This window comes from Chitinophaga japonensis (assembly GCF_007830125.1).
In the GTDB taxonomy this organism is placed as follows: Bacteria; Bacteroidota; Bacteroidia; order Chitinophagales; family Chitinophagaceae; genus Chitinophaga; species Chitinophaga japonensis.
In genome coordinates this window covers 1,678,433-1,703,661 of sequence record NZ_VLLG01000002.1, presented here as the reverse complement: position 1 = coordinate 1,703,661, position 25,229 = coordinate 1,678,433, and the positions used below count along the sequence as shown (strand labels likewise).

The window sequence follows — 25,229 nt, the reverse complement described above, 5'->3', positions numbered from 1 at the left end:
AGCCGGGCGCAGGCAGTTTTACCCCATGCGGCGGGAATTTTTTTTGTGGGGTACAAATATTTAAAGAGAACCGGGAAGGCGACTGCTGCAGATGAACAGGGATAGCTGCATACTGCCCAATGCTGCAGCCATGGCCGTGAGGGTCAGCAAGGCCTTCATCAGCGGTGCGCTGTGATAGGTTTCGCGCAAAAGGGCAATAGCGCGGGCCACCAGCTTATAGGTAGCCTTTACGGAAATATCGAGGATGCCGGCAATTTCCTCGTAGCCCATATTCTCATAAAAGCGGAAAAAGATGGCTTCCCTTTGCCGGGGCGTTAAGCGCTGCATGGCGCTGCGCAGCAGCAGCAACTGTTCCTGCTGCTCCTCCACCGCCACCCGCTGCTGCTCCGCAGATATTTCCAGCGCGAAAGCGTCCTCCACGGCTTCCGGCATATCTTCCTGCAGCTTTTTATGCTGCGCCAGCAATTTTAACAGGTGATGGCGGAAGGATACGAAGAGATAGCTTTTTAATTCACGGACAGCCACCATCTTTTCCCGGTTGGTCCAGAAATGCACAAAGATCTCCTGTATGCCGTCCTCCACGAGGGCGGCATCTGCTGTAAACCTGCAACCATAGTTGAATAAGCGGGGATAGTACAACCTGTAGATACATGCATATGCATCTTTATCCCCCCTTTTGCAAGCCTCCCATATAGCAGGATCCATGTGTTGTTGCTCGATCATCACATCAGACTGGAAAACGTAAAATTATCAATCGCGGCCCGGCCGTTATGTTATCTTTCGATTAAGAACCCGCTCAGAAGTGACTTGTATGATGCTACAACGTGAAATTTATAAAGTACCTGTGCCATTCGCTGCTCACAAGCTAATAAAAAAAATACAATTTCAATAATAAATAGCAAAAGCCGCATACAGCGGGTGCATGCGGCTTTTGCCTGTTATAGCCAATGATGTTTACTTCAATAACTCATGATACCTTGCAGACGACTGCAGCAGTTTCGCAGCCTCGTTCACCTCGTTGTCCCAGGCCAGCGACCTTTCTATACGGCCTTTCTGCAGGTAGTAGCGGTTCACGATCTCTTCTTCCAGCAGGCGCCTGATCTCCGTTTTATGTTTCAGCAGGTCCTGCTTTTTATCATGCTTTATTTTTTGCTGCAGGGCGGCATATTCCGCAGCTACCGCATCATAATATTTTTCCTTGCGGGCAATGGCTTCAAAATTTTCCAGCGCATCTTCACTCTGCGTCTTGTAACTGTAGTCCTTCCCATCCAGGAAGCGCACAAAGTCTGCAAACTCCTCTTCCGTGAGGGAGAACCTGCCGGCATCGGCTATCTGCGGATGTGCGTAGTAGTAGCGGGTGGCATAGTCAAAAATGTATTGCTTGCGCAGCAGGGTAATGGCTACCTGGCTCAGGTATACGGGCGCTACCGGCGCATCCGGCTCTATGCCGCCGCCATCCCTGACCTTACGACCACCCAGGGTAGTGAATGACCGGCGCAGGGAATCGGGCACATAATCCACCTCGCCTTCCGGGTTACGGTGCGAATAATCAATAGCCTGTATGCAGCGGCCGCTGGGCGTATAATATTTGGCGGTGGTCACTTTCAGCTTGGCGTTATAGGGCAGGGGGCGCGTGGTTTGCACCAGCCCTTTGCCAAAAGAACGCTGGCCCACCACCAGCCCGCGGTCCAGGTCCTGCACGGCCCCGGCCACAATTTCCGCGGCAGAGGCGGAAGAGCGGTTAGTGAGCACGGCCAGGGGAATGCCGGCATCCACAGCGGGCTGCGGTGTTTTGTACTCCCGGTCCCAGTTCTTCACTTTCCCTTTGGTACTTACTACCAGGCGGTTCTTTTCTATAAATATATTGGATACCGCTACGGCTTCGTCCAGCAGGCCGCCGGGATTGCTGCGCAGGTCCAGGATAACGCCCTTCATGGCGGGATTTTCCTGCTTCAGCTTTTCAAAGGCCATCTGCACCTGGGCGCCGCTGTTCTCGGTAAACTGCACCATTTTAATATATCCCACGTCATTACCTACCATGCCGGCATAGCTCACCGGCCGTACATTGATCTCCTCCCGAACGATCCGGCGGGTAATTTTTTCACCGGTCAGCGGGTTTTGCAGCTCCATGTTGAGGGCTGTGCCGGGGGCGCCTTTGAGAATACGGCTGATCTCTTCCTGGTCCATGCCGCGGGTGGGCTGGCCATCCAGGGACACCAGTATATCGCCTGGTTTTACGCCGGCTTTGAACATGGGGCTGCCTTCATAAATATCCGTTACCACGGTGCTGTCACCGCTGGTATTGATGGAGGCGCCTACGCCGCCATACTTACCGGTGGCCATGAACTTGAGATCGTCCAGGTTCTCCTCCGACACAAAATCGGTATAAGGGTCCGTTTCTTCCAGCATGGCCTCAATGCCTTTGTGCATTACCTGTTCCGGTGAAAGGTCATCTACATAATAAGTGTTCAGCTCCCGGTAAAAGGCGGCAAAAATGTCCAGGTTCTTGGCTATCTGGAAGTATTTGTCGTTCTCGGTAAAGGCCAGTATGCCGGCCCCTGCCAGCAGCACGGTTACCAGCAGCAGTATCTTTATTCTTTTATAGCGGATGTTGCGCATAGACTATAAATAAAAAGGAAAAAATTAAAAGGGAAAAGTTAAAATTACCCGCCCTGTATACAGCCTAAAGCAATTCTTCTATGCATGAAAGGCCAGCCCGATCTTTTTTATTTTTAATTTTTAGCTTTTTACTTTTCAAGGCACCGGGTCGTAGCCGTGCCCGCCCCAGGGATGGCAGGACAGGATGCGCTTTATGGTAAGATAGCCTCCCTTAAAAAGCCCGTATTTCCTGAAAGCGGTAATGCCGTATTGGGAGCAGGAGGGAGTATAGCGGCATTTGGCGCCCAGCAGTGGCGAAATTACCCATTGATATACCTTTATCAACCCAATGAAGGGATACCCCAGCCAAACCAGCACGGATGCCTTTTTCTCTGATCTGTCCATCACGCTATCGAAATTGCCGTAATATTTAAATTTTCCCGGGATTTTGCCCGGTCTCTTTCTTCAAACGTTCTAAAATTACCGATATTTTCTGGTGCAGGACGGGAAAGGGGGCTATTTTTTTGTCTGTATAAATGAGGAAAACGGCCAACTGCCGGGACTGCCCGCGAAGGTGATCATACAGGAACTGTTTCTGCAGGCGCCAGGCTTCGCGGCCCAGGCGTTTTACCCGGTTGCGGTCTACGGCGCGGGGAAAGTGGCGGGAGGAGGCGCTGAAACCTACCTGCACAGGATATTTGTCTGCCGGCAGGGTGGCCGGCAGGTACACTACGCGGTATGGAAAAACAGAAAACGCTTTTCCTTCCCGAAAAAGCGTTTCAATCAGTTTTCTGCTTTTTAACCTTTCTTCCTGTGTAAAAGAATAAGTTTTTATAGCGAGTTGCGTTTTATGATCTTATTTCAGCTTCCGCTCATCAGATACCGTCAACTTCTTACGACCCTTAGCCCGGCGGGAAGCCAATACTTTACGGCCGTTAGCAGTTTCCATTCTCTTTCTGAAGCCATGGACGCTCTTTCTGCGCCTGTTATGCGGTTGAAAAGTACGTTTCATCTGTTAATTTTTAATCTTTTAAGATGTCAGATGGAACTCCCATGCTATTTTACCCTATTCAGCAGCAGCACTTTCAGCATCACATCTGCCGCTATTGGTGTTAGCAAGGTCGTTTCATTTCAATTTTTGTTTTTACCTGTACTATACTAGATCCGCCGGAGACGGATACCCTGTTTTCAAAATGGAAGGCAAAGGTAGCAGATATTCTTTAAATTGTAAAGAAAAATTTGCCCTCAAACGTAAAAAGCCTGCTCTGCCGGCCGGCGAACAGGCTTTTACAAATGACTTATTTCAATTATTTAATCCCCAGCTTGGTCTTTACAGCAGCCAGCAGGTCGTCACCGGCAGGTGATACCAGCAGTACGCCTACAGAGCTGTCTACCACATAGTTATAGCCTTTTTCCTTGGCTACGTCTTCTATCGCCTTACGGGCCTTGTCATAGATAGGCTTCAGCACTTCCTGGCGTTTAGCGTCGATCTTCTGGTCTGCAGCATTGCGGTACTCTTCAATACGGCGCTGTATGTCCTGGATCTCCTTGCCTTTGATCTCCTTCATGTTATCTGTCATGCTGGCGGCTTTCTCGTCAAATTCCTTCATTTTCTTGGTATACTCTTCCACCAGGGCTTTTCCGTCTGTTTCCAGGCTCTGGGCATAGGTTTGCAGGGTAGTTTGCGCTGTTTTGGTTTCGGGCATGGCATCCAGCAGTGCCTGGGTGTTAATGTGAGCTATTTTGGATTGCGCCATCACACTTGCGCTGAATAACCCGGAAACGGCCACAAATGCAATAATTACGAACTTCTTCATGATGTTGTCTGTGTTTAAAAAAATCTGAAAACTTATTGGTTAAAAAATGGTTTACTTCTTTACGCCTAACGACCGCAATATGTCCTCGCTTTTATCCAGTTTGGGATCGGAGAAGATGACGGTGATGCCGGCAGACTTGTCCAGCACGAAATCATACATCCTGCTGGCGGCCAGCTTCTGCACCGCGTTATAGATCTTGTCCTGGATAGGTTTTATCAGTTCCTCCCTCTTTTTGAACAGGTCCCCTTCGTAGCCGAAACGCTTGCGCTGCAACTCCTTTGCTTCTTTTTCCTTTTCAATGATCTCGTCCTCCCTTTTCTGCTTCAGTTCTTCCGTGAGCATTACCTCTTCCGCCTGGTATGCCTTGTACATTTTATCGATCTCCTGGAAGCGGGCATCCACTTCTTTCTGCCACTGTTCCGCAATAGCGTCCAGCTTTGTTTGCGCCTCCTTGTATTCCGGTATGCTCTCCAGGATATATTTGGTATCTATCACACAATACCGTTGGGCATTGGCGGCAAACGTGGCGGCAAGGATAACAGCTAATGTGATGAATAATTTTTTCATTCTTTCCCTATTTTTTAATTCGCAACTTAACAGTATTGCAATATATAATTTAAAATCAAGTATAACATCATTCCGGCTCAAAGCCTAACATAAAGGTGAACTTAGCTGCATCCTTCAAACCATTGCCGGGGGTGAGACGGTCAAAACCTATGCCATAGTCAAAACCAAGCAGGCCAAACATGGGCAGGTAGAAGCGCATACCCAGGCCGGCAGAGCGACGCAGGCGGAACGGGTTATATTCGTTGAAATCGCGGTAACCGTTGGCCGCTTCCAGGAACGCCAGCCCGAAGATGGTGGAGCTGGGGTTGAGGCTGAGCGGGTAACGCAATTCCATCACGTATTTATTGAAGATGGTAAAGCCTTCATAACCAACGGGCTGCCCGTTTTCCGGGTTCAGCTTGGGATTGCTGGTATAATATACCGGGTAACCACGCTGCGAGATGATGTCGCGGTCGTAAATGGCGAAGTTGCTCAAACCATCGCCACCCAGCTCAAAGCGGCCAAAGGGCGACAGGGTGGTACGGTTATTATACCGGCTGATGTAACCGAACTTGGCGGCCACTTTCAGCACGAAGGATTTGTTGTCCGTGCCTTTGGGACGGCTCAGCGGTACATACCATTCCGCATTGAAGCGGTACTTCTGGTACTCGATGAAGTTAAACTGGTCGGAGATCGGCTCCTTCGTATAGTCCTTTTCGGGATTGAATACAGAGTACGGCGGCGTGAACTGCCCGCTGAGCATGAAGTTGGAACCGCTCCTGGGGAAGATCTGCTGGTCCACGGAAGAGCGGGCCAGCGTCAGCTTAAAGCTGATATTGTTGGAAGTACCGTCGTCAAAGCCGGGTATATTGAAATAGTTATAGTTCTTCAGCTTGTACTGCTGGTAGTTCAGTGAGTAGATCAGTGTGAAATAGTCATCGGGCCATTTCAGTTGCTTACCCAGGGATACGGAAGCGCCCAGCACCTTGAAGTAGGCATCCTCGCTGGTGGTGGTACCATAAATATATTCGTTGTACGCGCTCGGGTTCTGGTAGCTGCTGTAGAAGCTAACGGAGAACTGGTTCTGCTTCTTGCCTCCCAGCCAGGGCTCCGTAAAGGAGAAGTTATAGGAGCGGTAGGCCCGGCCGTTGGAGGATACCCTCACGGACAGCTTCTGGCCATCGCCGCTAGGCAGCGGGTCCCAGCTTTCCTTGCGGAAGATGTTGCGCAGGGAGAAGTTGTTGAACGTTACGCCCAGCGTACCGGTAAGACCGATATAACCACCCCAGCCGGCAGACAGCTCCAACTGGTCATTGGCTTTCTCTTCCACCTTATAATCAATATCTACGGTACCGTCCTGTATATTGGGCACCGGGTTGATGCCGATTGTTTCCGGGTTGAAATAGCCCAGGTTCGCGATCTGGCGCTGTGAGCGGATCAGGTCTGCACGGCTGAATTTCTCACCGGGCAGGGTACGCAGCTCACGACGTATCACGTGCTCATTGGTCTTATCGTTACCGGATATACGTACTTCCTTGATGGTGGCCTGCGGACCTTCCGTGATGCGGATCTCGTAGTCGATGGTATCGCCATGGATACCCACTTCCACCGGGTCTACCCGGAAGAACAGGTAGCCGTAGTCCATATACAGGCCGCTGATATCGCCGCCTTCGGGAGAAAGCTGCTTGCCCAGGCGCTTTTCCAGCAGCTCCAGGTTATAGGTATCGCCCTTCTTGATGCCCAATACGCGGGTGAGCAGGGAATCGTTATAGCGGGCATTACCTTTCCAGGTAATATCGCCAAAGTAATATTTCCTGCCCTCCAGCATCTCCATGTCTATGTTCAGGCCACCGGCGGGCGTTTTATACGTGGTATCCCTCAGTATCTGCGCATCGCGGAAGCCCTGTGAATTGTAGTAGGCAATCACCTTCTCCTTGTCCTCCATGTACTTGGTTTCGTTAAACTTGGCGGAGGTAAAGAGCTTGAAACGGAAATAAGGGTCCAGCGCTTCCGCGGTGCGGGTAGGCACCAGGAAGCCGAATGTTCTCCAGTAGTCGGATTGTTGTTCTACCGAGTCGGTATATACCTGGTACTCGTCCGGGTGCAGGGTAAAGCGGGTACGCTCCTTGGTGCCCTTCATCTTCTTCTTGATCTTCGCATCCGATATATTCTGATTACCAACTATGTTTATATCATTAATCTTTACCTTATTCCCTTTGATAACCGTAAAGATCACGTCCGCAGAGTTAACCTGGGAGGTATCGGTACGCTCGGTCACATTTACGGTCACATTCCGGAAGCCTTTCTCCTCGTAGTTCTTGCGGATCACCGCGATGGTGTTCTGCTTCATGCTTTCGGTGATCACGCTTCCTTTGCGGAGGGTGGCCTTTTTGGCCAGGTCTTCCGCTTCGGATTTCTTGATCCCCCGGAATATGAAATTGGCAAGGCGGGGCCTTTCCGTCAGGTTTATTTCCAGCCATATTTTGCCATCTTCCACTTTGGTGACGTAAATGGCTACGTTCGCAAAAAGGCGTTGGCCCCAGAGCGTTTGTATCGCCTTGGCAAACTGGTCGCCGCCGGGATATACCACCTTGTCACCTACATTCAGGCCAGACAGGGAGATCAGCAGTGATTTGTCGAGGTACTGGGTACCGGTAACGGTAATTTCAGCGATCTCGTATTGCTGGGGATTTCCCAAAGCCATGGGCACTTGTGGCTGGCTGGTTACAGGCACGGGTATGGTATCTTTCTGTTGGGCGGATACACGAATGCCTGCACTGCAACATAAAGCTATGGCCAGTAGGCTCTTAGGAAATAATTTCTTCATTCTGCTGGATTTGTTCGCTTGTTTTGCCAAAACGCCTTTCTCTGGTTTGATAGTTTAAGATGGCTTCGTAAAGATTTTCTTTGCGGAAATCGGGCCAACGGGTGTCAGTGAAATACAGTTCCGCGTAAGCCAGTTGGTACAATAAGAAGTTACTGATCCTGCATTCCCCGCTGGTCCTGATCATCAGCTCGGGGTCCGGCAGTGCGGCAGTACATAGGTATTGCTGCCATACGTCCTGGGATATATTTTCCGGCGCCAGTTTGCCGGACTTTACGTCTGCCGCTATTTTCCGGGCTGCATTCACGATCTCCCAGCGCGCGCTGTAGCTCAGCGCCATCACCAGGTTAAGGCCCGTATTACCTGCCGTAATGGCAATCGCCTCTTCCATTTCCTGCTGGCATTGTGCCGGCAGCATGTCCATATCCCCGATTACGTGCAGTTTTATATTGTTTTTGGTGAGCGTATTCACTTCCTTCCGGATGGTGTTCACCAGCAGTTCCATGATACCATTCACTTCATACACCGGGCGGTCCCAGTTCTCTGTAGAAAAGGCATACAGGGTCAGGTACCCGATCCCCAGCTCGGCAGTGGCCTCCACGATGTTCCGCACACTTTCCACCCCTTCATGATGACCATAAAGCCTGTCCTGCCCCTTCTCCTTTGCCCAACGGCCGTTCCCGTCCATAATGATAGCAATATGGCGCGGCAACCGTTGCAAGTCTAGTTTATCCTTCAAACTCATGAGTGTTTCAGGCGTATTAAACAGAATAACAGATGATTTACTAAAAGTGTGCAAAGATACAAAAATAGATATATGCCTCTTGCAGCAAAGTACGGCAAGGTGTTTTAACGTAGTTTTAACAGCGAAAGCCCGCTGGTTGGGAGTTTGCAGTTGGCAGTCGGCAGTTGGCAGTCGTTGGCCAGGAGTAAAATCGACAATTGGCGGTTTCATAACTGCCAACTGCAAACTGCTGTCTGTCAACTAAAATTTACAGCGATAGGAGGTGAAGAGAATGCTGATAGTAAATTCCAGGGAAACAAACTGGTCCTTGTCCCGGCTATTGCCCCGCTGGCGCCCTGCTACTCCTATGGGGTCGCCGGTGGCATAGGAACGGTCCTGCAGGAGGTAGGCCACGGTATTTTCCCCGTTAGGCTTGGGCGGGAAAAGGGCCGCGCCGGCGTAGGTCTTGCTGACATCGTCCAGGTAATCCGTTTGCGTAAAACGGTACAATAGCTCCAGGCCGATGTTCACCGACCGGGAAATGTTGTATTTGAAACCGCCGCCCAGCAAAAAAGCGTAGGATACCAGGCCGTAAGGCTTACGGTCCGGGTACTGGGCAGAGCCCTGGCCTTCCGTGCGCAGGGGCTGCAGGTCGTAACGCTGGCCGTCCAGGTAGGCATAGGGATTAAAATGAAAAAGCCCCACCCCACCGGTAAAATAAGGCGAGAAGCGATAGCGGTAGCTGCCTGGCTCAAAACGGAAGAAATTGAAGTCGCCCTGCAGATCCAGCTCATATACCTGGCTGTTGAAGCTCAGGTTGCGCCGGCGCTGGAACTCATTGGTATTATACACGTCGGAATAACCCAGTTGCGAAACGCGGAAATGGGCTCTTACGCCGATATAGTCGTTGAGATATTTACGGTAGAAAATGCCAACGGTGGGCTTAATGGTGTTCAGGGCGCCCCCGGTGTTGAGGTCCCCGAAATACTGGGCCCCGCCTACGGAAAAACCCAGCTCTCCTACATACTGCAGTTCATTCTGCGCCAAAACAGGGCTGGCCAGTAACATTCCCAGGGCAATAAGGCCGGAAGTAACGATACGCTTAGAGTAAAAAAAAGGTTTTTGCATAAATTCGGTCCTTCTTAAACGCGATAATCCCTGCTTTTGGTATTACAAAATAAACAAATGTAGGAAATAATGTGTACATCATTTAGGGTTCCTGGCATCTATGCCCCATAAAAGCTTGTGACGAAGGGTATGCAGGAAATTGCCATCGTCCAGGCGTAAGAGGCTGAGCTTGAACTCCTCTTTCTTCACAGCCAGTTGCACGGTATTGTCAATTGTCTCCATCCGGCTGTCCAGCGTACATAAAAACAGGTCGCTGCGGCCTTCCACCTCAAAGGATATGATATTGTTATCCGGCACCACGATAGGCCGTACATTCAGGTTATGCGGCGCTACCGGCGTGATCACAAAGCTGCCCGCCTCCGGAAACACCACCGGCCCGCCGCAACTGAGGGAGTACCCGGTAGACCCGGTGGGCGTGGACACGATCAACCCATCGGCCCAGTAAGTGTTCAGGAAAGCGCCGTTCAGGTACGTGTGGATCTTTACCATGGCGGAAGTATCCTTTTTGTGAATGGTAAAGTCATTGAGCGCATAAGGCACATCGCCAAACAGGGGAATGTTGGCGTCCAGGTGCAGCAGGGTCCTTTTATCCACTACGTATGTGCGGTGCAGCAGCGCATGCACGGCGGCCTGTATCTCCTCCTTGCCAATACTGGCCAGGAAACCCAGCCGGCCGAAGTTGACGCCCAGCACCGGGATGTTCTTATCCCGTACATAGCATACCGTATCCAGCAGGGTACCGTCTCCGCCCAGGCTTACCAGGCATTCTATGGTCATGCTGTTCAGGTCTTCCGCACGGGAAAAGGTGGCCGGCCGCTCCTTAAAAGGAATATGCGGCTGCAGGCTATGATAAAACGGCTCGTAAATAACCGCGGTGATCTCCTGCCGTTGCAGTTCATCCAGCAACTGCCGGATATTGGCCAGGTCTTCTGTAATAAATCCACGACTATAAAGGGCAATTTGCATGTTGGATCCGCTGTTTTATCACATATCAATTTTAGTGTGTAAAAATAGCCCTTTTTGCCCTAACTGGTTGATGCTGTATTCCAGCCGCACACAGGAATCATAAAAAGAAACGATGTCCATCCCGATACCGCCGGTGTACAACATGCGGTTGTTCAAAAAGCCGTTGCCCGGAAACCTGCTGTAGGTATAGCCTGCATCGCCATAGATCTTCAGCAGCATCCGTACATTCACCGTATTGAACTTCTGCGGCACCCAGGGCAGTTTCACATCAAAAGCGGCAACCTGCCTGCGCAGGGTGGACTTGAGTATAAAAAAACTGGTGCCGTCCACTACATAGTATTCCAACCCGCGCAGGTAATCTTCCTGGTAACCCATGGCCCGCTGGTTCAGGTAAGGCTGGTCTGCCGGGAACTTGGCCTGGCCCCTCAGGCCCAGGGCGCCATAGGTAAGGGGGAACAACTGCCAGTAGCGGTTGGCCTTTAGCCTTATCTTCCAGTGGTCCATATCGTTCAGCGGGGCAATGCCCAGCTTTTCCAGCTCCCCTTCCAGTGCAATGCCTTTGAGGGGATAGATCCAGCTATCCGCTTTGATGTAGGAAACACGGTACAGCAGGTCCAGGTACTGGATGCGGCTGCGGCCCCGGCCCAGGTAGTTGGGTGTGTGCAGGGCCACGGAGTCGCCTATCTTTTCAAAATTATAGGTAAGGAATACCTGGTGGCGGGTATGAAGGGCGCGGCGGTAGGCATAGCTGAAGCCTACATTGTACACTTCCCGCAGGAAATTATCCCGCCGGTAGAACACCTGCTTGTTGCCGCTGGAGCTGTCGTTGATCTCACGGTTACGGCTATAGGCGAATGTAAAGCCGATCCCCCGGCGGAAGCTCCTGTCCACGTAGGGCAGGCTGTAGGTAAAGGCCAGTTGCTGGGTATAGCCTATCTGCACAATGCCGTTCAGGTAATCATTACGGCCGGTAAGATTGCTGTGGGTGCCTTTCAGGCCCACGTTCACGCGGTTCAGGCTCCTGCCCTGCTCCACCCACCACTGGTTGAAGTTACGGTCTGCCAGCTTAAAGATGGGAAGCGCCAGCAGGGGCCAGCGTTCGTACACTTCAAACACCAGGTCGGCGGAATGGCCCTCCCAGTTCCTGACATTGCCAATCACATTGAGAAAGAGGGTGGTATTCATCAACTGGCGGCGGCCGGCTTCCAGGGTGGCGGATAGATCTTTTAAGCGGATGGTATCCCCGGGCAGGTAGCTTAGCTCGCGGAGCACATAGGAGCTGCGGGTCCTTTTATTGCCGGTAATGGTCACATTGCGCACCACGATGTAGCTGGTATCCGTTACTACAGCCAGCGTTGACGCTGCGGCCTCCTGCGCCCGGCAGGGTCGTAGGCAGCAGAGCCATAGTAAGGCTGACAGATAACAGATCCTGAACATGCAATCGTGACAGTAGCGCTTTTGTAAAAACCCGGAAAGCGGCAAAGGTAGTAAAAAAAGCAGCGATGTTACAGGCTGATGTAGTTCATCAGGAGGTCGTAATTCTTTTTGAGGGTGTCTTCTTCCTCCTCGGCGGAAATGGCATATCTCACCACGTAATATTTAAACCGCTCAAAGGTGGCGATGAGGGACTGCAGCTCCTGGCGGTTGGTTTTCAGCAGCACTTCCAGGCGGCCGGTGTTGGGGTTGGTAATGGTATTCACGCTGAGCAGGATCACGTCATTGGATTCCGCGATACGGGCTATTTCGCTGAGGCTGTAATCGCGGGGCTCTATTTCCAGGGACAGGATACCGCCGGGCTCCTTTACGCCGTTGTACTGCGCCAGCACATCCAGCAGGTTGTCGCGGGTCAGTATGCCCAGGTATTCATTGTCCTTGCTGATAACGGGCAGTACGGACAGCTTCTGGTCATGGAAAACCTTGAGGGCTTCGTAGAAGTGCACGTGCTCGGGAATGGCCGGCCTGCCGCCGTTGTACTCCATGTTCTCCAGGAGGGTATCCGGGTCTTCCAGGTCCAGGATATCATCTTCCTCTACCATCACCAGGTACTTGTTCTCCAGCACCATGGGCAGTTGGGTAAGGTGATACTCATTCATGAGGCGCAAAGCCCTGGCTGCTGAATCCATGGGATGCAGAACAGGAACTGTTGATATGAGGTCTCTCGCCAACATGACTGGAAAAATTGCGATTTGGTCACTTACAATATAACAAAGAATATTCCAAACTTTTCACCAATATACCTCACCGTTATGGACGGTGTCTATACAAAGATACGTTTAATCACAGCGTAGAGATTGCAGGCAGTGTAATTTAATTACGAATGGACGATTACGGATTACGAATGGTGATAACCGCTGCCCGGAATACAGCAGGCCGCCGGCGGATACTCAGCTCACCTGTTTCTTCAGTTTTTCCAGGAAACCGTGCAGTATGACGTTGAATTCCCCTGGCACTTCCATCATTGGCGCATGGCCGCACTTATCAATGAAATGCAGTTCCGAGTTAGGTATCAGGTTATGGAACTCTTCCCCTACCATCGGCGGGGTGATCGTATCATTCTGCCCCCAGACCAGCAGCGTGGGTATCTTAATATCCCGCAGCTCTTCCCCCAGGTTGTGCCGGATGGCGGATTTGGCCAGGGCAATGATCTTGATAACCTTTAACCGGTTATTAACAATTTCGAACACTTCATCCACGAGCTCCTTGTTGGCGATAGCCGGATCATAGAAGGTGAGCTCCGTCTTTTTACGGATATATTCGTAATCGCCCCGCTTCGGGTATGTTTCCCCCATCCCGTTCTCAAAGAGGCCGGAGCTGCCGGTAAGCGTAAGCGAGCTTACAGGCGCTTCAGGGTGCTTCAACAGGTATACCAGGGCTACGTGCCCCCCCAGGGAGTTGCCCAGCAGGTGCACGTTCTGGTACCCCCGGGCTTCTATGAACTTATGTACATATTTTGCCAGTCCGCTGACAGTAGTTTCCAGGATATTCAGATCAAACAAAGGCAACATCGGGATCACCACTTTATTGTACTGCCGGAAATGGTCCAGCAGGTCCCTGAAATTACTTAATGCACCGAACAGTCCATGCAACAGCACCAGCGGCTCCCCTTCTCCTTCCTCAATATACTTAAACTTCCCCTGTGTTTTGATTTCGTAATCCATTGCCAAAGCTTGAAGTCAATTTTGCGCTAAAATAATTCTTTTTATTAATTCAAATAATCTTTGAAGCGAGTTAGATAGCTTGTAATTCTTTAGCTGCATTATCAAAAAAAGCCTGCAATCCGGCAAATATATCTTTAAAGACGGGTACGATCCTGCCCATACCATCTATTACGGCAGGACCCAGCGGAGCAATAAGCGGGTATACAACAGACTGCAGCTTCGTTTCCGGGCTCAGCCAGTACAACTGGTTCGCTATCCACAGCAGGATACTGTAATTTAAAGTAAAGATAACACTATACAATAAAATCCCTCCCAGCCGGTTCAGCCATCCCAGGAGGGCCAGCTCTACCAGTTGCTGTAAGGCGCCGGCGCCCAGGCGCACCAGCAGGATCACACCAAGGAACAACACGATGAAGCAGAGGACCGGGAGCCAGCGCCAGTGCACCTCCCAATGCTCCTGGGCATAGAGGGCGGCCACGGAAGTGAGCTTCAGGGCGGCCGCCAGGCCCAGCAGCACGGCAATAAACGAAAACACAGCCACGATCAGGCCCCGCATATATCCTTTATATATAGCGATAACCAGGATAATGGCAAAGAGGATGTCGATAACCAAAAGCGGGACTATTTGCTTAGCAATTCTTTTACGATGGCGGAAATGGCTTTGCCGTCGGCTTTACCGGCCAGTTGTTTGGTGGCGGCGCCCATTACCTTGCCCATGTCTGCAGGGGAGGTAGCTCCCGTTTCTGCGATAATATGGGTAACGGCTACCCGTAATTCCTTTTCATCCAGTTGTTTAGGCAGGAAACGCTCGATCACTTCCAGTTCTTCTTCTTCTTTTTTGGCCAGGTCTTCCCGGTTCTGCTGCCGGAAAATGTCCAGGGAGTCTTTCCGCTGCTTGGCGAGCTTCTGCAGCATTTTTGATTCTTCTGCCTCCGTTAGTTCGCCGCTGCCGCCTTCTGCCGTTTTAGCCAGCAGGATAGCGGCCTTGATAGCGCGGAGCGCACGCAGTTCCGCCTCGCTTTTAGCCAGCATGGCTGCCTTGATGGCGGCATTGATGTTCTGTTCTAATGACATACGGTTTATTTTGGGTCTGTTGGATTATTGTTGCGTTTTCAGCTTTTCGTTCACCTTGCGGAAGAAGTCCTTTGCAAAGGCGCGGAGCTCCTCCGACTGGTCTTTGTAAGGCGTGGCCCGCTGCCAGGTATCGGCCATGGTCATCATGGTCTGGTAGAAAAAATCGGCCATTTCATCCAGCATCATATCCTTGGTCCAGAGGTCAATACGCAGGGCGGTAGATTCTGTTCTATCCCAGAAGGCCACCATCATGGCTTTGGCTTTGTTCATCTTTTCGGCGGTGGTGTCAGACGCGGTCCACTCTATTGTTTCCGGCACTTTGTTATCATCCAGTCCCACCTGGATCTGGATCGTAGATGTTTTACCCATAACTTTTTATTTCGAAAGGCAAAAGTAATGTTTAATATGCGAATGTGCAGATGAGTTCATCCGCGCAGGCGTCCCATCCCCCCGTGCGGGGCAGCGCCGCCATTTCCTGCAGGAGGCGGGCGCGGAGCTGCTCATCCTTATAGAGCAGGCAAAGCTTGTCGGCCAGGTCCTCCTGGCGCCGGGGATCGGCGTACAGGAGGGCGTCTTTACCGGCTTCCCGGGCAGCCGGGCCGTCCAGGGCAATGACCGGCACTTCGCATTGCAGGGCGGCGTATACCGGCAGGGCCGTGCCGGCGAGGCGGGTAGTGTATATCATGGCGTAGGCGGCGGCAGTAAGCTGCGCCAGCGCAGCCTGGTCCGGCTCCTGCAGCCATACCACATCCTGCCGGAAGCGGTAGGTGCGCAGGCTGTCGGCTATTTCCAGGCCGGCGGGCGTTGGGCTGCCGGCCAGCACCAGCTTCATATTGGAATGCAGGCGGCGTTTCAGTGCAGAGAATGCCTTTAGCAGCGGCGTAATGTTGTTGCGTGGATGCAATGCCCCTGTTACGATGAAATATTCCACACCATTGGTATACTGCTGCTTCACCGCTTCCCGCTCTTCCCAGGAAAGGGGGTGGTAGCTTTCATGCACGGCGGCAGGCAGTACCCGGAGCTTGCCGGCCGCGGCGGGCGCATATTCCAGTAATGCCTGCCGGAGGGCACCTGTGAGCAGGAGCACCTTTTGCGCTTTGTCAACATACTGCACCGTTTGCCGCTGCAGGTAGCGCTGCCATTTCCCCGGCATGCCGGCCGCGCCTTGTAAAAAGGAAAGGTCATTTATAAAAAGCACGGCGGGTATCCGGCTGCGCAGCGGCAGCATGCCGTCCATGGCCAGGAAAACAGCCGGGCGGTGGCGCAGCAGCGCACGGTGCAACTGCCATTGCCACCACCAGCGGCGGCGCCAGCGTGCATTGCCTTTCAATGGCAGCACTACGGGCGTGGCGTTGACTGGCAGGGATAGCTGCGGCGGTACGGGCCGGTCAAAAAACAGGATAAAGGAATGTTCAGGATGGCGCGCGCACATGCGCAGCACTATTTCCGTATAGGCATTGTTACTGTCTGCAGGCGTATCCTCCGGGATGGATACGGCGCTCACTCCGATGGTCATGGAGCAAAAGTAAAACTAATGTGCAAATGTGCGGACCTGCACATTGCACATGCTTATTCGTCGGATTTATTCGTGATCCAGAATTCTTTGATCAACTGGTTGTTAGGATTGCTGACGGAGGCGATGGTCACGATCACCTTCACGGTCCGGATCGGCTCCAGGTCAGTAAGGGTGAAGGTGGTAGTGGCGGTCTTTACCGGGGAAGGCACCGTATCCTGCGGCACCGGCACCCCGCCCGGGTCGGTAGTAGCGGTCACCTTAATGGTTACGCCGCTTGCCGGCAGCGGGGAAGTGATATTGATGGTAAATGGATAGGTGGCGCCGGGGGATGCGGTATAGCTACCTTCTGCCACACCATCCAGCGTGGCTTTGATCAGCTCCTCCTGGGGAGCAGGATCTCCGCCGGAGCCTTTTTTTTTCTTGCAGGCGGTAACAGTGAGCAGCAGGAGCGCACAGCAGGCTAAAAGATATGATCTGATAGGCATAGTCTTCTGTTAAGAATTGAGGATTTGCATAAAATTATATTATTTTATAATACTATGCAAATTTCACCCTCTTACGTCCATGGCGTCCCGTAAACCATTGCCCAGCAGGTTAAAGGCCAGCACCATCAGCATAATGGCCACCCCGGGCGCCAGGGCCAGCAGCGGGTTGTGGGTAATAATGAAATTGTAGTTCTCCTTGATCATCAGGCCCCAGGAAGGCTGTGGCGGCTGTACCCCTACCCCCAGGAAGCTCAGGCCGGCCTCTACCACGATAGCCGTGGCAAAATTGCCGGCCGCCACCACCATTACCGGGCCCATGATATTGGGCAGGATATGCCGGGCGATAATGCGCCCATGACCGTATCCCAGCGCCCGGGCTGCTTCCACAAACTGCAGCTCGCGCAGGGCCATTACCTGCCCGCGGATAATACGGGCCACCTGTACCCACATGGTGAGCCCCACGGCAATGAACACCTGCCAGAAGCCCTTGCCCAGCGCCAGCGTGATGGCAAATACCAGCAGCAGCGTAGGTACCGACCAGATCACGTTGATCAGCCACATCACCACATCGTCCGTGCGGCCGCGGAAATAACCGGCCAAGGCGCCCAGCAGCACCCCGATACTGAGGGAAATGATCACCGCTATGCAGCCTACGCTGAGGCTAACCCGGGTGCCCACCAGCAGGCGGCTCAGGATATCACGGCCAAAACGGTCTGTGCCCAGCCAGTAGGTTTTACTGATGATGCGCTCCTCTGCAATGCGCTGCCGGATCACTTCAGCCGGCTCCTGCAAGGGCTGCTCCCGGCCATACCACACTTTAGCCAGGCTGTAATGCTCCGCTATGACCGTTTCTTCATCCACGTACTTTTGCACTACGATCCCGTTACCGGCAAAGCGCCATTTACGTACAGGCACATAAGTGAGCGGCGCCTCCCGGCCGTACAGCAGCCGTTCAAAAAATCCGGCCTGCGGCACCGTGCGCTCCTTCTGCAGGGCCAGCATGGTAATGCGGAAACCCGGGCGCTGCCCGCTTATTTCCAGCACCATGCGGTTGGCATAAGGCGTGCTGTCCGGCGCTATCCAGTAGGCCGTAATGCTGACCAGCACGGCCAGCGTTATCAGGCCGAGCCCGGCCACCGCGCCCTTGTTGCGCAGCAAGCGCTTCCATGCCTGGCGGCTGAAAGAGGACCGTATGTTAGCGGCGGGATGAATGATTAAAAATTGAAATGCTTAAGTTCTGAAAAATTTCTATCATTGCTGCGCAGTAAGTTACAAACTCTGCTGCGTATTGTGGAGGACATTCTATCACCCTATGGACAAACATCAACAGCCGGCCAAGTTCTTTATCAACCTGGGAGAAAAAATCTCGTTGCTTCCTGTACGTTACCTGTTCCTGTTCTTCCTGCTGATGGCGGCAGGCATATCCTGCCATGCCTGGTTCAGCTCACAGGATATGGAGCAATGGACCCGTTACAACAACTTTGTGATCTTCAAGCAATCCTTCTTCCACCTGCTGCATTACCAGGACCTTTATACGCACTACCCGGCGGAGCATTACGATGTATATAAATACAGCCCCTCCTTTGCCTTATGGATGGGGCTTTTCGCCTGGCTGCCGGACCTGCCGGGGCTGATCCTCTTCAACCTGCTGAATATGATCGTGCTGCTGGCAGCGCTGCGCAGGCTGCCGGTGGCAAAAGAGCGCTTTAACCTGCTGCTGCTCTTTATCCTGATAGAAACCATGATCTCCCTTACCAGCTCGCAAACCAATGTGCTGATAGCCGGCCTGCTGATACTGGCCTGGCACCTGCTGGAAAACGACCGGCCCTGGTGGGCGGCGCTGCTGATCGTTGTGACGGTGTACATCAAGCTGTTCGGCGTTGTGGCCTTTGCCCTGTTCCTGCTGTACCCTTCCCGCTGGAAAGCGGCCATCGCCACGCTGTGCTGGCTGATCGTACTGGGGCTGATGCCGCTGCTGGTGGTGTCCCCGGCGCAACTGCAGTTCCTCTATAAAAGCTGGGGCGACCTGCTAACGGCGGACCATGGCGCCTCTTACGGGGTGTCGCTGTACGGGTGGTGGCATACCTGGTTTGGATTTGATATGAACAAACAGGTGTTCGTACTGCTGGGGGCAGGGTTGTTCTGCCTGCCGCTGCTGCGTGTCCGCGCCTGGCGACAGCCCCTGTTCCGGCTGCTGATGCTGGCCTCTGTGCTGATCTGGGTGGTGATCTTTAATCATAAAGGAGAATCGCCTACGTATATCATTGCCATGACCGGCATCGCTATCTGGTATTTTACCCAGCGGCCCGGCGGTTTTCACCTGGTGCTGCTGCTGCTGGCACTGGTGTGCACCTCCTTCTCCTCCACGGACCTGATTTTTCCGTACAAACTGGCAAGAACGTATGTAGAACCTTATGCGGTGAAAGCGGTGTTTTGCAGTGTGATCTGGTTTGTATTGATTGCGGAGCAGTTGAAGCAATTAATAATTAAGAATTAACAATTAATAATCGTAATGCCGGTGTTTTAGCGAAACACAAGTGCTACAGGTATTATTAATTATTAACTGTTAATTATTAATTAACCGTTCGTCCCTTCCACTGGTAAGTACCAAACTTACCCAGCCAGCCTGCTATTACAATGTAGGGGATGTGGAACAACTGGCCCGGGATCACCCATAGCAGGAAAGTGGTTTTCCCGAAGAAGCGGGCCACCGGCACCATGAAATACAACTCCACGGTTATTTTAAACAGCAAAAATATCAGCAGCCAGTACCACCACAGGGGGAAAAACACCGCCGCTATTCCCATCAGCAGCAGCGCGGCATTCCAGAGGTACACCACGGCCAGCATCCAGGTAAGGCGCTTGTCGTCATACTTGTCCGCCTTGGACGACCAGCGAATACGCTGATGCATAAACGCTTTTAAGGTATCCACAGGCAGCGTGCGCACAATGGCCGCCTCATTTTTGAGATAACCAATACCATCCGGGTACCTGCGGTATACCTTATACATCAGCAGCATGTCGTCGCCGGAAGCAATATTGTCAATACCACTAAAGCCGCCCACTTCATAAAACACTGCTTTTTCATAGGCCAGGTTGGCGCCGTTGCACATAGTGCCGATCTTCAATTGCGTGACCGCGCCGGTAATGCCCTGCATGTTCATAAAATCGAGGGACTGCAGTATCTTGAAAAAGTTCCGCTCCTGGTAAAAGCTCACCGGGGCGGCAATAAATTTGCGCCCGTGGGTTTCGTAGTACTGCACCAGGGTTTCCATCCACTGCGGGCCCATAACGCAGTCCGCGTCCGTGGTTACAATTAGCGCACCGGTAGCCTGGCCTACGGCTATTTCAATGGCTTTTTTCTTGAAGGAGTTCAGGCGCTGCTCCCGGTCCAGGTGATCGGACAGGCGCAGCAACCGTACATTGGCTGCGGGGAAATCACGGACCACCTGCTCGGTATTATCCGCAGAGAAATCATCTATCACTATGATCTCCAGCAGCTCCGCAGGATAGGTTTGCCGTTGCAGGGCCTCCAGCAGGGGCGGCAGGTTCTGCGCCTCATCCCTTGCAGGTATAATAACGGTGACGCGGGTACGCCCGCTTACCGGCGCAGCCGGTGAAAAGACGGGCAACCGCTTCCAGCCGAGGCCATACCACAGCAGCAGCAGGCCGTAACCGGCGCCCAGCAACCCTATTATAACAAGCAAAATGTTCATAGCCATGTCCCTTGCAACGGGGGTCAAAAGTATATCATATTTTTAACATGATCTCTTTACCCAGTTCTTCGGACATGAGCTGATGCCCTTTATTGAGCACCAGTATCTCTCCTTTAATGGAGCCGTCTGCCAGGCGTCGGCCCAGCACGGCCGGCATAATACGGTCATATTTGCCATAAATGAGCAGGGTGGGAATATGGTATTGCGCCAGCAGGCGTTTGACCTTTTTAAGGTCCGGCAGCATCCTGCGCATGCACATCCACACCTTGTACACCAGCAGGCGCTTATCCAGCTTGTCCATGCTGAAAAAAGCGAACTTGTAAATGCTTTCATTCAGCCACCCCAGTTTGCGCACGGTGAGCAAGAGCCAGAAAAACAGTTGCGGATGCCAGGTGAAGTATTTAAAAAGACGACGGCCCAATACCGTACGGGTCACAAACATATGCCAGGGATTGTTCCTGATGCCATCGGGCGCCAGCAGCACCAGGTGCTGCAACTGCGGCGCCATAGCAGCGGCCAGGCACAGGGCCAGGCGCCCGCCCATGCTGTAGCCCAGCAGGGAGAACTGCTGCCGCTCCTGCCGCTGCAAGATCATGGCTACCAGGGCCTGCAGGTCATGGCCGGAGAAGGGCCGGTTCTCATTCCATTCTGTTTGGCCGTGAAAAGGCAGGTCCAGCCCTACAATGGTAAAACGCCGGCCCATATGCTTTACCAGGGGCAGGAAATGCATCGCACTCTCCCCAAAACCATGCAGGCATACCAGCAGTTGCGGGCCGCTGCCTTCGCAGATACCATGAAAACGGCTATTGGCATATGGCAGGAAAAATGAGGGCATAATTTTAACAGTAACAATTTTAATCAACTTTTGCCAATTGCCCCAAACTAAGTAAATTACGAATAGGCCGGTTGCTTGCATTCCTGACATCCTGCTCCTGCCTGTTTCAATATCAAATACGCTAAAAAAAGTTCAACATGGACGCAACAGTTGATAAAAAGGCCGCCTTGAAAGGGGCCGAATTCCTCGTAAAGGAAAGCGCCCCTTATGATGTGTTTGCCCCGGAAGATTTCACGGAAGAGCAGCGCATGATCAAGGAAATGGCGGAGCAATTTGTAGAAAAAGAGGTAACGCCGTTACTGGACCGGCTGGACAAGCTGGAGGAAGGGCTGATGCCTTCCCTGCTGGACAAAGCCGGCGAACAGGGCCTGTTGGGCGCCTCCTTCCCGGAAGCATACGGCGGGCTGGGAAAGGATTTTGTCACCGCTACCGTGATCAATGAAGCGCTGGGCTCCGGCCATTCCTTTTCCGTAGCCATGGCCGCGCATACCGGCATTGGCTCCCTGCCCATCCTGTACTTTGGTACGGAAGAGCAAAAGCAAAAGTATGTGCCCAAGCTGGCCACCGGCGAAATGAAAGGCGCCTATGCCCTTACGGAGCCCAATTCCGGCTCCGATGCGCTGAGCGCCAAAACCACCGCCAGGCTGACAGACGACGGGCAGCACTATATCCTTAACGGGCAGAAGGTCTGGATCACCAACTCCGGTTTTGCGGACGTGTTCACCGTATTTGCCAAAGTGGACGGCGACAAGTTCACCGCCTTCATCGTAGATAAGGATACGCCCGGCTTTACCCTGGGCGTGGAAGAGCATAAAATGGGCATCAAGGGCTCCAGCACCCGGCAGATCTATTTCCAGGATGCTAAAGTACCGGCAGCCAATGTGCTGGGCACCATCGGCAAGGGCCACCTGATCGCCTTCAACATCCTGAACATCGGCCGCCTGAAGCTGTGCGCCGCCGCGCTGGGCGCCTGCAAAAGGTCCATTACCAACACGGTGCAGTATGCCAATACCCGTGAGCAGTTCAAACAACCCATCGCCAACTTTGGCGCCATAAAACATAAACTGGCCGAAATGGTGATCCGCACCTGGATGTGCGAATCCTCCCTGTACCGCACGGCCCAACTCATAGAACTGCAGGAGCAGGAGCTGCTGGCTGCCGGCAAACCCTTTAACGAAGCGGTGCTGGGCGCAGCGGAAGAATATGCCGTGGAATGCGCCATCCTGAAAGTAAACGGATCAGAAGTGCTGGACTATGTGGTGGACGAAGGCGTGCAGATACACGGGGGCAACGGCTTCAGCGATGAATACGTGATCTCCAAATCCTACCGCGACGCCAGGATCAACCGCATATTTGAAGGCACCAACGAAATAAACCGCCTGCTTACCCTGGACATGACGCTGAAACGCGCGATGAAAGGCAAGCTGGACCTGATGACGCCCGCCATGAACGTGATGAAGGAGCTAATGAGCATACCGGAATTCGGCAGCGACGATGAAACACCCTTCAGCGCGGAAAAGAAACTGCTCGGCAACCTGAAAAAAGCCATCCTGCTGGTAGCCGGCGCCGCCGTGCAAAAACTGGGCACCAAACTGGAACAGGAGCAGGAAGTGCTGATGAACATTGCCGATATGGCCATTGAGACCTTTACCGCCGAAAGCGGGCTGCTGCGTCTGCTGAAGATCGTGGACAAGGAAGGCGAAAGCGCCGCCGCCCTGCAGGCTGACATGGTGCGCACCTACTTCACGGATGCGGCGGACCGTATCCACAAGTACGGCAAAGACGCCATCAACAGCTTTGCAGAAGGCGATGAACAACGCATGATGCTGCTGGGCCTGAAACGTTATACCAAAACAGCGCCCCTTAATACCAAGGACGCCCGGAGACGGATAGCGGACAAAATGATCGGGGAGAACCGGTATGCCTGGTAAGGTGCGGTTATGGTTATTTAATGCATTAGCATATATTTGAAGATGTATTGACGTGTTGATGTGATGCCTGGATGTTGCATCAACACATCAATACATCAAGAAGACGGGATCATGATGAAACTAATGCGACGCCGCCTGTTGGGAGTGATGGCTTTATTATGTATACAGCAGCAGATCATTGCACAGGCCTTTATACACCTGCAACAACCTACCCGGGAACAGAACAATGTAAACAGCCCCCGGCAATTCCTGGCGGGGCGCACCTGCAAAAGCTGCGCACTGCGCATTAATAACGACAGCATTTACGTATATCCTACCGGCACTTTTGCCATTAAGCGGGAGCTGGGCGCCGGCCGTACTGCTTTTACGGTGACCGCTACCGATACGCTCACCGGCCGCAGCGCCAGCAGGCAGGTAGTGTACTACTACCACCCCCTGCCGCCGGCCAAAGCCACGCCTGTTTTTAAGATCGATTATTTCAGCATCAGCCCCCGGGGTAACCTGCAGGTGACCGAAGGCGATACCCTGCGCATTAAAATGAAAGCCTTCCCCGGCTGCAGTGCCACCTGGATCAACGATATGCCGCTGCGGGAGCTGCCGCCCGCGCAAAGCGAGGGCCTGCCCGGTTTCTACGAAGGCGTATACGTGGTCAAAGCAGCGGACAGCCTGCTGAACGGCCGTATCACCATCACGCTGAAAGACGGCGAGGGCCATACCACTTCCCGCCACAGCCCCAACACCTACCGCTACCTGCCCAACAACGGGCTGTTTACCGGCCGCACCATCGATAACATGACCTACCTCACCACTGCCGCCCGCGGCGACCGCCTGGGACCGGAAAAGGCCGGCTACCTGGACGAAGGCGTGCTGCTGCACATCAGCGGACGGGAAGACAATTATTATAAAGTAAGACTGTCTGCCCGGCACAGCGCCTACATACCGGAAGCGCTGGTAGATACCGCCACCCTGGCGGAGCCGTCGCCGGTCAGCATCGTTACCCAGGCCAGGGTATGGGCGGATGATCAGTATGATTACGTGTCCGTGCCGCTGGCGGACAAGCTGCCCTATCTTTCCACCCAGGAAGTGCGGCCGGGTAAGATCATCGTGGATGTGTACGGGGCCTATGCGGAAGAAGGGTTGAGCGCCCAACTGGGCAGTACCCGCGAAATACGGCGGGTAGCCTGGCAGCAGGTGGAGCCGGAAGTGTTCCGCATAGTAATAGACCTGCAGCATGCCTTCCCCTGGGGCTACCAGTTGTACTACGAAGGCAATACCCTGACCGTAAAGATAAAGCCTACCCCGGCCAGCCTGCGGCTGCGCGACCTGACCATAGGCGTGGACGCCGGGCACGGGGGCAGCAATGTAGGCGCCAGGGGGCTTACCGGTACCTACGAAAAGGAAATGACCCTGACCATTTCCCGGCTGCTGACAACCGCGCTGGAAAAAGAAGGCGCTATCGTACTTACCACCCGCACCCGGGAGCAGTTTGTGGCCAACGAGGACCGCCTGCTGTATTTCCGCCGCACCAACCCGGACCTGCTGCTGAGCATACACCTCAATGCCTCCGGCAACCCGGTGGATATCAGCGGCACCGCCACCTACTACAAGCACCCCTTCTGCGAGCCGCTGGCCCGCGCCATCTATAACAGGATGCTGGAAACCGGGCTGAACGGCTTCGGGTGCAATGGCGGCTTTAATTTCATCCTGAACAACCCTACGGAATTCCCGGACGTACTGGTGGAGACCCTCTTCCTCAGCCACCCGGCAGACGAGGCCCGGGTGCTGGACCCGGATTTCCGGCAGGAAATGGTGCAAAAGATCATCCAGGGGCTGAAGGATTTTTTGGAGGAATGTAAAATGTAAAATGACGAATATAAAATGTAAAAGTTGGTGGCAATGTTTCATTAAACC

At 53.0% G+C, this 25,229-nt stretch carries 25 protein-coding genes; 3 read left to right on the top strand and 22 right to left on the bottom strand.

Annotated features, from left to right (window positions below):
• Nucleotides 1-60 precede the first annotated feature (60 nt).
• From LX66_RS06980 to LX66_RS06885, 20 genes are all read right to left on the bottom strand, one after another.
• Nucleotides 61-705: an RNA polymerase sigma factor gene (locus LX66_RS06980; protein WP_158642558.1), complete on the bottom strand. Its 645-nt coding sequence runs from the start codon at nt 703-705 to the stop codon at nt 61-63.
• A 249-nt stretch (nt 706-954) separates the two neighbouring features.
• Nucleotides 955-2,619, bottom strand: a complete 1,665-nt coding sequence (locus LX66_RS06975) for a S41 family peptidase (protein ID WP_145711240.1) — start codon at nt 2,617-2,619, stop codon at nt 955-957.
• Between the two features lie 135 nt (nt 2,620-2,754).
• On the bottom strand, nt 2,755-3,003 hold the full coding sequence (gene yidD, locus LX66_RS06970; protein WP_145712074.1) for a membrane protein insertion efficiency factor YidD: 249 nt from the start codon (nt 3,001-3,003) through the stop codon (nt 2,755-2,757).
• 25 nt (nt 3,004-3,028) lie between these two features.
• Nucleotides 3,029-3,433, bottom strand: coding sequence for a ribonuclease P protein component (locus tag LX66_RS06965; RefSeq protein ID WP_145711239.1), 405 nt, complete (start codon nt 3,431-3,433; stop codon nt 3,029-3,031).
• A 21-nt stretch (nt 3,434-3,454) separates the two neighbouring features.
• Complete coding sequence (rpmH, locus tag LX66_RS06960) at nt 3,455-3,610, bottom strand: 50S ribosomal protein L34 (RefSeq protein ID WP_012788729.1); 156 nt, start codon at nt 3,608-3,610, stop codon at nt 3,455-3,457.
• 295 nt (nt 3,611-3,905) lie between these two features.
• Entirely contained in the window at nt 3,906-4,415 is a 510-nt protein-coding gene (locus tag LX66_RS06955) for an OmpH family outer membrane protein (RefSeq protein ID WP_145711238.1), read from the bottom strand.
• A 51-nt stretch (nt 4,416-4,466) separates the two neighbouring features.
• Nucleotides 4,467-4,982, bottom strand: coding sequence for an OmpH family outer membrane protein (locus LX66_RS06950; RefSeq protein ID WP_145711236.1), 516 nt, complete (start codon nt 4,980-4,982; stop codon nt 4,467-4,469).
• Nucleotides 4,983-5,049: 67 nt separating this feature from the next.
• Entirely contained in the window at nt 5,050-7,788 is a 2,739-nt protein-coding gene (locus tag LX66_RS06945; RefSeq protein WP_145711235.1) for a BamA/OMP85 family outer membrane protein, read from the bottom strand.
• The gene (locus LX66_RS06940) at nt 7,769-8,530 is read right to left on the bottom strand and encodes an isoprenyl transferase (protein ID WP_145711233.1); all 762 of its coding nucleotides are present in this window, start codon (nt 8,528-8,530) and stop codon (nt 7,769-7,771) included. Before LX66_RS06940 ends, LX66_RS06945 begins: the two co-directional genes overlap by 20 nt.
• Before the next feature lie 240 nt (nt 8,531-8,770).
• Nucleotides 8,771-9,637 carry a type IX secretion system protein PorG gene (gene porG, locus LX66_RS06935; protein ID WP_145711231.1) on the bottom strand — a complete coding sequence of 289 codons (867 nt, stop codon included), beginning with the start codon at nt 9,635-9,637 and terminating at the stop codon, nt 8,771-8,773.
• A gap of 78 nt (nt 9,638-9,715) precedes the next feature.
• Entirely contained in the window at nt 9,716-10,603 is an 888-nt protein-coding gene (locus tag LX66_RS06930; protein ID WP_145711229.1) for an NAD kinase, read from the bottom strand.
• A gap of 18 nt (nt 10,604-10,621) precedes the next feature.
• Entirely contained in the window at nt 10,622-12,040 is a 1,419-nt protein-coding gene (locus LX66_RS06925; RefSeq protein ID WP_145711228.1) for a POTRA domain-containing protein, read from the bottom strand.
• A gap of 68 nt (nt 12,041-12,108) precedes the next feature.
• The gene (locus LX66_RS06920) at nt 12,109-12,771 is read right to left on the bottom strand and encodes a CBS domain-containing protein (RefSeq protein WP_145711226.1); all 663 of its coding nucleotides are present in this window, start codon (nt 12,769-12,771) and stop codon (nt 12,109-12,111) included.
• Between the two features lie 216 nt (nt 12,772-12,987).
• A complete protein-coding gene (locus LX66_RS06915) occupies nt 12,988-13,761 on the bottom strand; it encodes an alpha/beta fold hydrolase (protein WP_145711224.1) in 774 nt (257 codons plus the stop codon).
• A gap of 70 nt (nt 13,762-13,831) precedes the next feature.
• Complete coding sequence (locus tag LX66_RS06910) at nt 13,832-14,374, bottom strand: CvpA family protein (RefSeq protein ID WP_158642557.1); 543 nt, start codon at nt 14,372-14,374, stop codon at nt 13,832-13,834.
• Nucleotides 14,375-14,382: 8 nt separating this feature from the next.
• Nucleotides 14,383-14,835, bottom strand: a complete 453-nt coding sequence (locus LX66_RS06905) for a GatB/YqeY domain-containing protein (RefSeq protein ID WP_145711219.1) — start codon at nt 14,833-14,835, stop codon at nt 14,383-14,385.
• A 24-nt stretch (nt 14,836-14,859) separates the two neighbouring features.
• Nucleotides 14,860-15,204, bottom strand: a complete 345-nt coding sequence (gene gldC, locus LX66_RS06900) for a gliding motility protein GldC (RefSeq protein WP_145711217.1) — start codon at nt 15,202-15,204, stop codon at nt 14,860-14,862.
• Nucleotides 15,205-15,235: 31 nt separating this feature from the next.
• On the bottom strand, nt 15,236-16,351 hold the full coding sequence (locus LX66_RS06895; protein WP_145711215.1) for a glycosyltransferase: 1,116 nt from the start codon (nt 16,349-16,351) through the stop codon (nt 15,236-15,238).
• Nucleotides 16,352-16,404: 53 nt separating this feature from the next.
• Complete coding sequence (locus tag LX66_RS06890; protein WP_145711213.1) at nt 16,405-16,836, bottom strand: hypothetical protein; 432 nt, start codon at nt 16,834-16,836, stop codon at nt 16,405-16,407.
• Nucleotides 16,837-16,899: 63 nt separating this feature from the next.
• Nucleotides 16,900-18,030 (bottom strand): ABC transporter permease, encoded by a 1,131-nt coding sequence (locus LX66_RS06885; RefSeq protein ID WP_145711211.1) that lies wholly within the window; start codon nt 18,028-18,030, stop codon nt 16,900-16,902.
• Between the two features lie 118 nt (nt 18,031-18,148).
• Between LX66_RS06885 and LX66_RS06880 the strand changes: the two genes are divergently transcribed.
• Complete coding sequence (locus tag LX66_RS06880; protein ID WP_145711209.1) at nt 18,149-19,333, top strand: glycosyltransferase family 87 protein; 1,185 nt, start codon at nt 18,149-18,151, stop codon at nt 19,331-19,333.
• 76 nt (nt 19,334-19,409) lie between these two features.
• Here LX66_RS06880 and LX66_RS06875 read toward each other — a convergent pair whose 3' ends face one another.
• Both LX66_RS06875 and LX66_RS06870 read right to left on the bottom strand, forming a co-directional pair.
• Nucleotides 19,410-20,552: a glycosyltransferase gene (locus tag LX66_RS06875; RefSeq protein WP_158642556.1), complete on the bottom strand. Its 1,143-nt coding sequence runs from the start codon at nt 20,550-20,552 to the stop codon at nt 19,410-19,412.
• Between the two features lie 34 nt (nt 20,553-20,586).
• Nucleotides 20,587-21,387, bottom strand: a complete 801-nt coding sequence (locus tag LX66_RS06870) for an alpha/beta fold hydrolase (RefSeq protein ID WP_158642555.1) — start codon at nt 21,385-21,387, stop codon at nt 20,587-20,589.
• 137 nt (nt 21,388-21,524) lie between these two features.
• On the opposite strand from LX66_RS06870, the gene LX66_RS06865 reads away from it, so the two are divergent.
• On the top strand, nt 21,525-23,318 hold the full coding sequence (locus tag LX66_RS06865; RefSeq protein ID WP_145711203.1) for an acyl-CoA dehydrogenase family protein: 1,794 nt from the start codon (nt 21,525-21,527) through the stop codon (nt 23,316-23,318).
• A gap of 111 nt (nt 23,319-23,429) precedes the next feature.
• Nucleotides 23,430-25,181, top strand: coding sequence for an N-acetylmuramoyl-L-alanine amidase family protein (locus LX66_RS06860; protein ID WP_158642554.1), 1,752 nt, complete (start codon nt 23,430-23,432; stop codon nt 25,179-25,181).
• Nucleotides 25,182-25,229 lie beyond the last annotated feature (48 nt).

Bases quoted from the DNA above. Each gene is read 5' to 3' on its own strand.
- LX66_RS06980 (WP_158642558.1), bottom strand. From the start codon at position 705: ATGGATCCTGCTATATGGGAGGCTTGCAAAAGGGGGGATAAAGATGCA.
- LX66_RS06975 (WP_145711240.1), bottom strand. From the start codon at position 2,619: ATGCGCAACATCCGCTATAAAAGAATAAAGATACTGCTGCTGGTAACC.
- yidD (WP_145712074.1), bottom strand. From the start codon at position 3,003: ATGGACAGATCAGAGAAAAAGGCATCCGTGCTGGTTTGGCTGGGGTAT.
- rpmH (WP_012788729.1), bottom strand. From the start codon at position 3,610: ATGAAACGTACTTTTCAACCGCATAACAGGCGCAGAAAGAGCGTCCAT.
- LX66_RS06955 (WP_145711238.1), bottom strand. From the start codon at position 4,415: ATGAAGAAGTTCGTAATTATTGCATTTGTGGCCGTTTCCGGGTTATTC.
- LX66_RS06950 (WP_145711236.1), bottom strand. From the start codon at position 4,982: ATGAAAAAATTATTCATCACATTAGCTGTTATCCTTGCCGCCACGTTT.
- LX66_RS06945 (WP_145711235.1), bottom strand. From the start codon at position 7,788: ATGAAGAAATTATTTCCTAAGAGCCTACTGGCCATAGCTTTATGTTGC.
- LX66_RS06940 (WP_145711233.1), bottom strand. From the start codon at position 8,530: ATGAGTTTGAAGGATAAACTAGACTTGCAACGGTTGCCGCGCCATATT.
- porG (WP_145711231.1), bottom strand. From the start codon at position 9,637: ATGCAAAAACCTTTTTTTTACTCTAAGCGTATCGTTACTTCCGGCCTT.
- LX66_RS06930 (WP_145711229.1), bottom strand. From the start codon at position 10,603: ATGCAAATTGCCCTTTATAGTCGTGGATTTATTACAGAAGACCTGGCC.
- LX66_RS06925 (WP_145711228.1), bottom strand. From the start codon at position 12,040: ATGTTCAGGATCTGTTATCTGTCAGCCTTACTATGGCTCTGCTGCCTA.
- LX66_RS06920 (WP_145711226.1), bottom strand. From the start codon at position 12,771: ATGTTGGCGAGAGACCTCATATCAACAGTTCCTGTTCTGCATCCCATG.
- LX66_RS06915 (WP_145711224.1), bottom strand. From the start codon at position 13,761: ATGGATTACGAAATCAAAACACAGGGGAAGTTTAAGTATATTGAGGAA.
- LX66_RS06905 (WP_145711219.1), bottom strand. From the start codon at position 14,835: ATGTCATTAGAACAGAACATCAATGCCGCCATCAAGGCAGCCATGCTG.
- gldC (WP_145711217.1), bottom strand. From the start codon at position 15,204: ATGGGTAAAACATCTACGATCCAGATCCAGGTGGGACTGGATGATAAC.
- LX66_RS06895 (WP_145711215.1), bottom strand. From the start codon at position 16,351: ATGACCATCGGAGTGAGCGCCGTATCCATCCCGGAGGATACGCCTGCA.
- LX66_RS06890 (WP_145711213.1), bottom strand. From the start codon at position 16,836: ATGCCTATCAGATCATATCTTTTAGCCTGCTGTGCGCTCCTGCTGCTC.
- LX66_RS06880 (WP_145711209.1), top strand. From the start codon at position 18,149: ATGGACAAACATCAACAGCCGGCCAAGTTCTTTATCAACCTGGGAGAA.
- LX66_RS06875 (WP_158642556.1), bottom strand. From the start codon at position 20,552: ATGAACATTTTGCTTGTTATAATAGGGTTGCTGGGCGCCGGTTACGGC.
- LX66_RS06870 (WP_158642555.1), bottom strand. From the start codon at position 21,387: ATGCCCTCATTTTTCCTGCCATATGCCAATAGCCGTTTTCATGGTATC.
- LX66_RS06865 (WP_145711203.1), top strand. From the start codon at position 21,525: ATGGACGCAACAGTTGATAAAAAGGCCGCCTTGAAAGGGGCCGAATTC.
- LX66_RS06860 (WP_158642554.1), top strand. From the start codon at position 23,430: ATGATGAAACTAATGCGACGCCGCCTGTTGGGAGTGATGGCTTTATTA.